The following is a 6,961-nucleotide window of genomic DNA, read 5'->3' as shown; positions in this document are numbered from 1 at the left end:
ACGGGAATCGTGCTGCCGATCCGCACGTCGTGGTCCTTCGCGAACTTCGCGTCCACTTCTGCGTCCGAGCACGCGTGGACCCCTCCGCTCGGGGGAGGGGCCCATGGATGTGGCCGTCGGTCGAGGCCTGGAGCCGCGCGCACGGCCTCCGGCGCGCGCCGTCGCCCGCACGGTCCGCAAGGCCCTCCGGCGTAGAGTCGATCAGCAGAGCGCTGCCGTGACGTGAACCCGCGCGCCGGAGCCGGGTGATGACGACGCGATGGGAGGTCGATCGCATGGCCGGACCGTCCTCGCGCGACGACGCGGATGCCACGAACCCCTGGCAGTGGCTCGACGACCTGTACGCCGTCCGGCCGCCGTGGGAGATCGGACATCCGCAGCCGGCCTTTCTCGACCTCGCGCGATCGGGCGCCATCCGGGGACGGGTGCTGGACGTCGGCTGCGGCACGGGAGAGCACGCGCTCATGTGTGCCGACCTCGGCCTCGAGGTCATCGGCGTGGACTTGGCGACCACCGCGCTGCGGGCCGCCGAGGACAAGGCGCGTCGGCGCGGCGCCGCTGTGCGGTTCCTCCATCACGACGCGCGGCGGCTGACGGCTCTGGGGGAGCGGTTCGACACCGTGCTGGACTCCGGTCTGTTCCACATGCTCGATCCGGACGACCGCGCCGCGTTCACGGGCGGACTGCGGGCCGTACTGCGCCCCGGTGGCCGCTACTTCATGCTCTGCTTCAGCGACCGTGAGCCCAAGACCGGGACCCGGGGGCCGCACAGGCTGACGCGGCACGACATCACGGACGCGTTCGCCGACGCGCTGCGCGTCGACTCCATCGAGCCGGCCACGATCGAGATCACCTTGGACCCGGCCGGCATCCGGGCCTGGCGCGTCGCCCTGACGAGGGTGTGAGGACGTTCGCGTGACTTCGCGAGGCGACGGGCCCGTCCGCCATGGGTCCGGGGTGCCGGAAGCGGTTCGCGGTTCGGGGTGACCCGAAGCGGTTCGGTGACCCGCGACAGGGCGAGGCGGTCCACGACGGAGTCCGGGCCGCGGCCCTCACAGCACCCGGCGTCTGCGGCCGAGCCAGGTCTGAGCGATGACCACGACGGCCAGGAAGGCGCCGCTGACGACCTGTTGGTAGGCGGAGTCGAGGGAGCCGATCTGGTTGATGACGTTCTGGATGACCTTCAGCAGGAGCACACCCACCAGTGAGCCGCTGATGAAGCCGAACCCGCCGGTGAGCAGGGTGCCGCCGATGACGACCGCGGAGATCGCCTCCAGCTCCATGCCGGAGCCGAGGATCGTCACGCCCGACACCAGCCAGGCCGCGTTGAGCGCTCCGGCGAGCCCGGCGCACAGCCCGGAGAGCGTGTAGACGGAGATCTTCGTACGGGCCACGGGCGCGCCCATCAGCGCCGCCGCGTCCTCGTTCCCGCCGACCGCGTACACGTACTGGCCGAAGCGGGTGCGCCGGAGCACGACCGCGCCGAGAACGAACAGTGCCACGGTGATCCACACGGGCACGCCGATACCGAGCAGTGTGCCCTGTCCGAGCTTGGCGAAGAACGAGTCCTTGTCCACGAGGTACGTCCTCGAGCCCTCGTCGGTGACGGAGAGCAGGATGCCCCGGGCGCCCAGCATCGCGGCCAGGGTGACGATGAAGGGGGCCAGGCGCGAGCGGGCGATCAGCAGACCGTTGACCAGGCCGATCAGTCCGCACACGGCCAGCGGCAGCAGCAGGGCGACCGCCGTTCCGTACTGCGATCCCCAGGCCGCCAGGACTCCGCCGAGGGCGAAGAGCGAGCCCACCGACAGATCGATGCCGCCGGTGATGATGACGAAGGTCATGCCGAGCGCGACCACGGCGAGGAACGCCGAGGAGAGCGCCATGTTCTCGAGGTTGTCGCCGGTCAGGAAGGTGTCGAAGCTGAGGGACGCCGCGATCATCGCGACGACCAGGGTGACCAGGGCGCCGTGCTGCTGGGCGAGGGCGCTAACCCGCTCCGAGTGGCCGGAGCCGGACGCCTCCGCCTCGGCCCTGGTCTTCGCGCGCACCGGAGTGTCCACGTCGGTCGTCATCGTTTTCCCCGTTCCCGTGCCGCGTAGACGGCGAGGACGATCACCACGGCCTGGGCGATCTGCGTCCACGACGGCGGCAGATCGTGCTTGATGAGCGTAGTGGTGAGCAACTGGATCAGGACCGCGCCGGCGACCGTGCCGCCGATGCGGACCCGGCCTCCGCTCAGCGGGGTGCCGCCGACCACGACCGCGGTGATCGCGGACAGTTCCATCAGGTTGCCGAGCGAGGTCGGGTCGCTCGCGGTCAGGCGGGCGGTGGCCAGCACGCCCGCGACGGCCGCGAGGACGCCGGAGCAGACGTACACCAGGATCAGTACGCGGCGCACCGGCAGTCCGGCGAGCCGTGCCGCCGGGCGGCTGTCCCCGATGGCCAGGAGCCGGCGGCCGAAGGTCGTGCGGCGTACGACGAAGGCGACGAGCAGCGCGAGGGCGACGGCGATCAATACGACGTAGGGGACGCCCAGCACGTCGCCCGAGCCGAGCTCCGCCATGGCCGGGTCGCGGACGTCCTTGAGCTGGGGGAGCAGCACCAGGGCCAGTCCCCGCCCCGCGACCATCAGGGCGAGTGTCGCGACGATCGGCTGGACACCGACGAAGGCGATGAGTGAGCCGTTGGCGACGCCGATCACGGCGCCGCCGACCAGGGCGATGAGGATGGCGATGCCGGGCCCGTAACCGAGGTAGAGGGACAGGAGCGAGGTGGACAGGGCCATCACGGAGCCCACCGCCAGGTCGACGCCCTCGCTGCCGATCGCCAGCGCCATGCCGAGCGCCACGATCAGGACCGGGGCGACCTGGACCGCCTGGGTGCGGAAGTTCTCGGTGGACAGGAAGTGCGGAGTGAACACGGTGTTCACCAGGAAGAGGACCACGACACCCAGGTAGACGCCGTACTCCTGGAGCAGGCGCAGCAGCCGGTCGCGGTCGGCGGTCACCCGGCTCAGCGTCAGGTCAGTCATCGTGGCCTCCCGGGCTGGTGCCCGTGCCGGTAGCCGTCGCCGTCGCGGTGGGGACGGCGGGTGCGGCGGCGATGGCGCGCATCAGCCGGTCCTCGGTGACGGCGTCCCCGGTCAGTTCCTCGACGACCGCGCCGTCCTTGAGGACGATCACCCGGTCGCTGCCCTCGATCAGTTCCTCGGGGTCCGAGGAGATGAGGAGGACGCCGAGTCCGTCGTCGGCCAGTTCGTCGATCAGTTTCTGTACCTCCGCCTTGGCACCGACGTCGATGCCCCGGGTCGGCTCGTCGAGGAGCAGGACCTTGGGCTGCATGGCCAGCCAGCGGGCCAGCAGGACCTTCTGCTGGTTGCCGCCGGACAGTTCGCCCACTTTCTGGTGGGGGCTCGCGGCCTTGATCCGCAGCCGCTTCATGAAGGTCTCCACGATCTGGTCGATGCGTGCCTCGTCGACCAGGCCGAAGCGCGAGAGGCCCGGCAGTGCGGCGAGCGCGATGTTCTCGCGGACCGAGAGGCCCGGCACGATGCCCTCGGCCTTGCGGTCCTCGGGGAGCAGGCTGATGCCGGCGCGGATCGCGGCGGGGGTCGAGCCGGTGCGTACGCGTACGCCCGCCACCACGACCCGCCCGGAGTCGGTGGGCAGCGCGCCCGCGATGGCCCTCGCGGTCTCGGTGCGGCCCGAACCGAGCAGTCCGCCGAGTCCCACCACCTCGCCGGGCCGCACGGAGACGGACACACCGTCCAGCTGGTGACGAACCGTCAAGTTATGTGCTTCCAGGACGGGTTCGGCCTCGGTGTCGTGGCTGCCCGCGAACTTGGTCAGGCCGTCCTGCCGTACGTCCGCGATCTCCCTGCCCAGCATCAGCGCCACGAGCCGCAGGCGGTCGAGTTCGGCGATCCGGCCCGTGTGCACCACCTTGCCGTCGCGCAGCACGGTGACCGCGTCGCAGATCTCGTACAGCTCGTCGAGCCGGTGACTGACGTAGATCACCGCGATGCCCCGCTCGCGGAGCATCCGGATCACTCCGAACAGGGTCCGAACCTCGCGGGGTTCGAGCGAGGAGGTCGGTTCGTCCATGACGACCACGCGGGCGTCGACGGAGACGGCGCGGGTGAGGGCCACCATCTGCTGTGCGCCGACGCCCAGTTCGCGGAGCGGCCGGCGCACGTCGACGCGCAGGCCGAGCTCGCGCAGGGCCTCGTCGGCCCCCCGGTGCATGCGCCGGAAGTCGATCAGGCCGAGCCGGTTGCGTGGTTCGCGGCCGAGGAAGAGGTTGCGGGCCACGCTCATCAGCGGGACGAGGTTGACCTCCTGGTAGATGGTGGAGATTCCCGCGTGCTGAGCCTGGAGCGGTGTGGCGAAGTGGACCGGGGCACCGTCGTACGTCACCTCGCCCTCGTCGGGCCGGTAGACGCCCGTGAGGACCTTGATGAGGGTCGACTTGCCGGCGCCGTTCTCTCCGATGAGTGCGTGCACCTCCCCGGCGCGGGCCGTGAAGTCCACCGAGGACAGGGCCTTCACGCCGGGGAAGGTCTTGGACAGGCCGTTCACCGACAACATGTCAGTAGGCCTTGCCCAGGTCGGACTTGGCGTTGGTCTCGGTGTACGCGCCGTCCTGGATCACGATGTCCTGGGTGACCTTCTCGCCCTTGGTGAAGGTGTCCAGGGTCTGGAAGGCGAGCGGTCCGAAGCGCGGGTTGGACTCGACGACGCCGTCGATCCAGCCGTCGACGATGCCCTGGACGGCGTTGCGGGTGCCGTCGATCGTCACGATCTTCACCGCGCCCGGCTTCTTGCCGGCCCCCTTGAGGGCGTTGACCGCACCGAGCCCCATCTCGTCGTTCTCGGCGTAGATGCCGGTGATGCCGGGCTTGGACTGGATGAGGTTCTCGGTGACCGACTGGCCCTTCTCCCGGGCGAATTCACCGGTCTGCTTGAAGACGATCTTGAGGCCGGGGGCCTTCTCCTTGATGCGGTCCTCGAAGCCCTTGGTGCGTTCGGTCGTCACGTTGTTGCCCGCGGCGCCGAGCAGGATGGCGATGTCGCCCTTGCCGCCGGTCGCCTCGATCATCCGGTCCGCGGCCCGCTTGCCCTGCTCCACGAAGTCGGAGCCGATGAAGCTCACATAGTCCTTGCAGGCGGTGGCGTTGATCTTGCGGTCGATGGTGATGATCGGGATGTGCTTGGCGGAGGCCGAGCGCAGGACGGGTTCCCAGCCGTCGGAGTTGAGCGGAGCGATCACGAGGAGGTCGGCGCCCTTGGCGATGAGGTCCTGGACGTCGCTGATCTGCTTGGAGAACTGCGACTGCGCGTTGGCCGTCAGCAGTTTCACGCCCCGCTTCTCCGCCTCGGCCTTGATCGACGCGGTCTCGGCGATCCGGAAGGGGTTGGCCTCCTTCTCGGACTGGGAGAAGCCGACGGTGGCGGTCTTGAGGTCGATCTTCCGGGCGCCGTAGGCGTCGATGGCGCAGGTCGGTCCGGAGCCCGCGGACGGTGAGGCGACGACCTGCCCCGAGTCGCCCTGGCCGGCGGAGTTCTTGTCCTTGTCGGCGGAGTCGTCCTCCGACTTCGCGCATCCGGAGACGAGCGCGAGGCTCGTGATGAGGCCGGTGGCGAGGAGGGTCCTGGCGGAGGTGCGATGACGTGGTGCGATCGGCTTCATGGAGTCCCCAAACGGCGCGGCCCCGGCGCTGAGAGCGCTCCCGGGGATGATCGGCTCTTGCGGTCAACTCGGTGTACACGTCGTTCCGGGGAGGTTTTTACATCGTTGGAAGGAGGCTGTAAAGCCTTCCGTCCGAAATCCCGTCAGCGCCGCCCCAGGGTGCTCTCGCGTTCAACGAGCCTGAAATCCGCGGTCAGTTCACGTCCACCGGGCTCCGTCCGGCCCGACAGACTGCGCAGCAGGGAGGCCACCGCCATCCGCGCGATGGCCTGTTTGTCGGGCGAGATCGTCGTCAGCGTGACCGCGCCGAACCGCCCCTCCTCGATGTCGTCGAAACCGACCACCGCCACGTCCCACGGCACCCGCAGACCGCGCTCGTGCAGCACCCGCATCGCACCGATCGCGACCAGGTCGTTGTACGCGAAGACGGCGTCCGGGCGCACCCCGGAATCCAGCAGATGGGCCATCCCCCGGGCGCCCTCGTCGCGGTCCCAGCCGCCGACCGGCACCACCAGTTCATCGGGCGCGGGCACCCCGGCCTCCATCAACTCCTCGCGCCAGCCGGCCAGTCGCAGATGAGCGGGCCGGTTGGCCGAATCGGTGCGGGCCCCCAGGTAGGCGATCCGCGAGCGTCCGCGGCTCAGCAGATGGCGTACCGCACTGCGTGCCGCCGCCACGTTGTCGATCGCGATGTGGTCGTAGGGCAGTTCGTACTCCCGCTCACCGAGCAGCACGAGCGGCACGTCGTCCGCGCGGGAGCGCAGATCCTCCGCCTCCAGCTCCAGCGGGCTGAGGATCAGGCCGTCGATCACGTTGGCCCGGAACCCCTGGCTCACCAGCACTTCCTGCTCACGGTCGCCGCGCGTGTGGTCCAGGAGCACGGTGAACTCGTGCTCGGCCGCGGCGTCGATGACGGCCCCCGCCAGCTCGGCGAAGTACGGGTTGCCCAGCTCGGGGATGGCGAGGGCGATGATGCCCGTGCGCCCTTTGCGCAGGTGGCGCGCCGTGAGGTTCGGCCGGTAGCCCAGCTCGTCGATGGCCTCCTGGACCCGTGCCCGCATGGCCGGGGTGACGTGCGGATAGTTGTTCACGACGTTCGAAACCGTCTTGATCGAGACACCGGCGTGTTCGGCGACGTCCTTCAGGCTGACCCGCAAGGGATCTCCTCTTCATCGATGTGCGCCCCTGTCACCTGGGCATTTGTCATGACCCTGGACAGAGGCCGGGACCCGTGCTGTGATGCCAACTCCCGTTCCTTCCAACGTTGTAC

The 6,961-nt window shown here is 69.7% G+C and carries 6 protein-coding genes; 1 reads left to right on the top strand and 5 read right to left on the bottom strand.

Going from position 1 to position 6,961, the window contains the following annotated elements:
* The first annotated feature begins 248 nt into the window (after positions 1–248).
* Positions 249–905, top strand: coding sequence for a class I SAM-dependent methyltransferase (locus ACWD68_RS26010; protein ID WP_451808870.1), 657 nt, complete (start codon positions 249–251; stop codon positions 903–905).
* Between the two features lie 147 nt (positions 906–1,052).
* On the opposite strand, the gene ACWD68_RS26005 is transcribed toward ACWD68_RS26010, so the two are convergent.
* The 5 genes from ACWD68_RS26005 to ACWD68_RS25985 all read right to left on the bottom strand — a co-directional run bounded on the left by ACWD68_RS26005 (position 1,053) and on the right by ACWD68_RS25985 (position 6,848).
* A complete protein-coding gene (locus ACWD68_RS26005; RefSeq protein ID WP_451808869.1) occupies positions 1,053–2,075 on the bottom strand; it encodes an ABC transporter permease in 1,023 nt (340 codons plus the stop codon).
* Positions 2,072–3,034 carry an ABC transporter permease gene (locus ACWD68_RS26000; protein ID WP_451808868.1) on the bottom strand — a complete coding sequence of 321 codons (963 nt, stop codon included), beginning with the start codon at positions 3,032–3,034 and terminating at the stop codon, positions 2,072–2,074. The genes ACWD68_RS26005 and ACWD68_RS26000 overlap by 4 nt, the downstream gene beginning before the upstream one ends.
* On the bottom strand, positions 3,027–4,589 hold the full coding sequence (locus ACWD68_RS25995; protein WP_451808867.1) for a sugar ABC transporter ATP-binding protein: 1,563 nt from the start codon (positions 4,587–4,589) through the stop codon (positions 3,027–3,029). Before ACWD68_RS25995 ends, ACWD68_RS26000 begins: the two co-directional genes overlap by 8 nt.
* Position 4,590: 1 nt before the next feature.
* On the bottom strand, positions 4,591–5,691 hold the full coding sequence (locus tag ACWD68_RS25990) for an ABC transporter substrate-binding protein (RefSeq protein ID WP_451808866.1): 1,101 nt from the start codon (positions 5,689–5,691) through the stop codon (positions 4,591–4,593).
* Positions 5,692–5,834: 143 nt separating this feature from the next.
* Entirely contained in the window at positions 5,835–6,848 is a 1,014-nt protein-coding gene (locus tag ACWD68_RS25985) for a LacI family DNA-binding transcriptional regulator (RefSeq protein WP_451808865.1), read from the bottom strand.
* Positions 6,849–6,961: the final 113 nt, after the last annotated feature.

It is taken from the genome of Streptomyces sp. NPDC005141, assembly GCF_053599975.1.
This window is presented reverse-complemented; position numbering and strand designations above follow the sequence as displayed.

Excerpts from the sequence above, each read along its gene's own strand:
- ACWD68_RS26010 (WP_451808870.1), top strand. The coding sequence starts at position 249 with ATGACGACGCGATGGGAGGTCGATCGCATGGCCGGACCGTCCTCGCGC.
- ACWD68_RS26005 (WP_451808869.1), bottom strand. The coding sequence starts at position 2,075 with ATGACGACCGACGTGGACACTCCGGTGCGCGCGAAGACCAGGGCCGAG.
- ACWD68_RS26000 (WP_451808868.1), bottom strand. The coding sequence starts at position 3,034 with ATGACTGACCTGACGCTGAGCCGGGTGACCGCCGACCGCGACCGGCTG.
- ACWD68_RS25995 (WP_451808867.1), bottom strand. The coding sequence starts at position 4,589 with ATGTTGTCGGTGAACGGCCTGTCCAAGACCTTCCCCGGCGTGAAGGCC.
- ACWD68_RS25990 (WP_451808866.1), bottom strand. The coding sequence starts at position 5,691 with ATGAAGCCGATCGCACCACGTCATCGCACCTCCGCCAGGACCCTCCTC.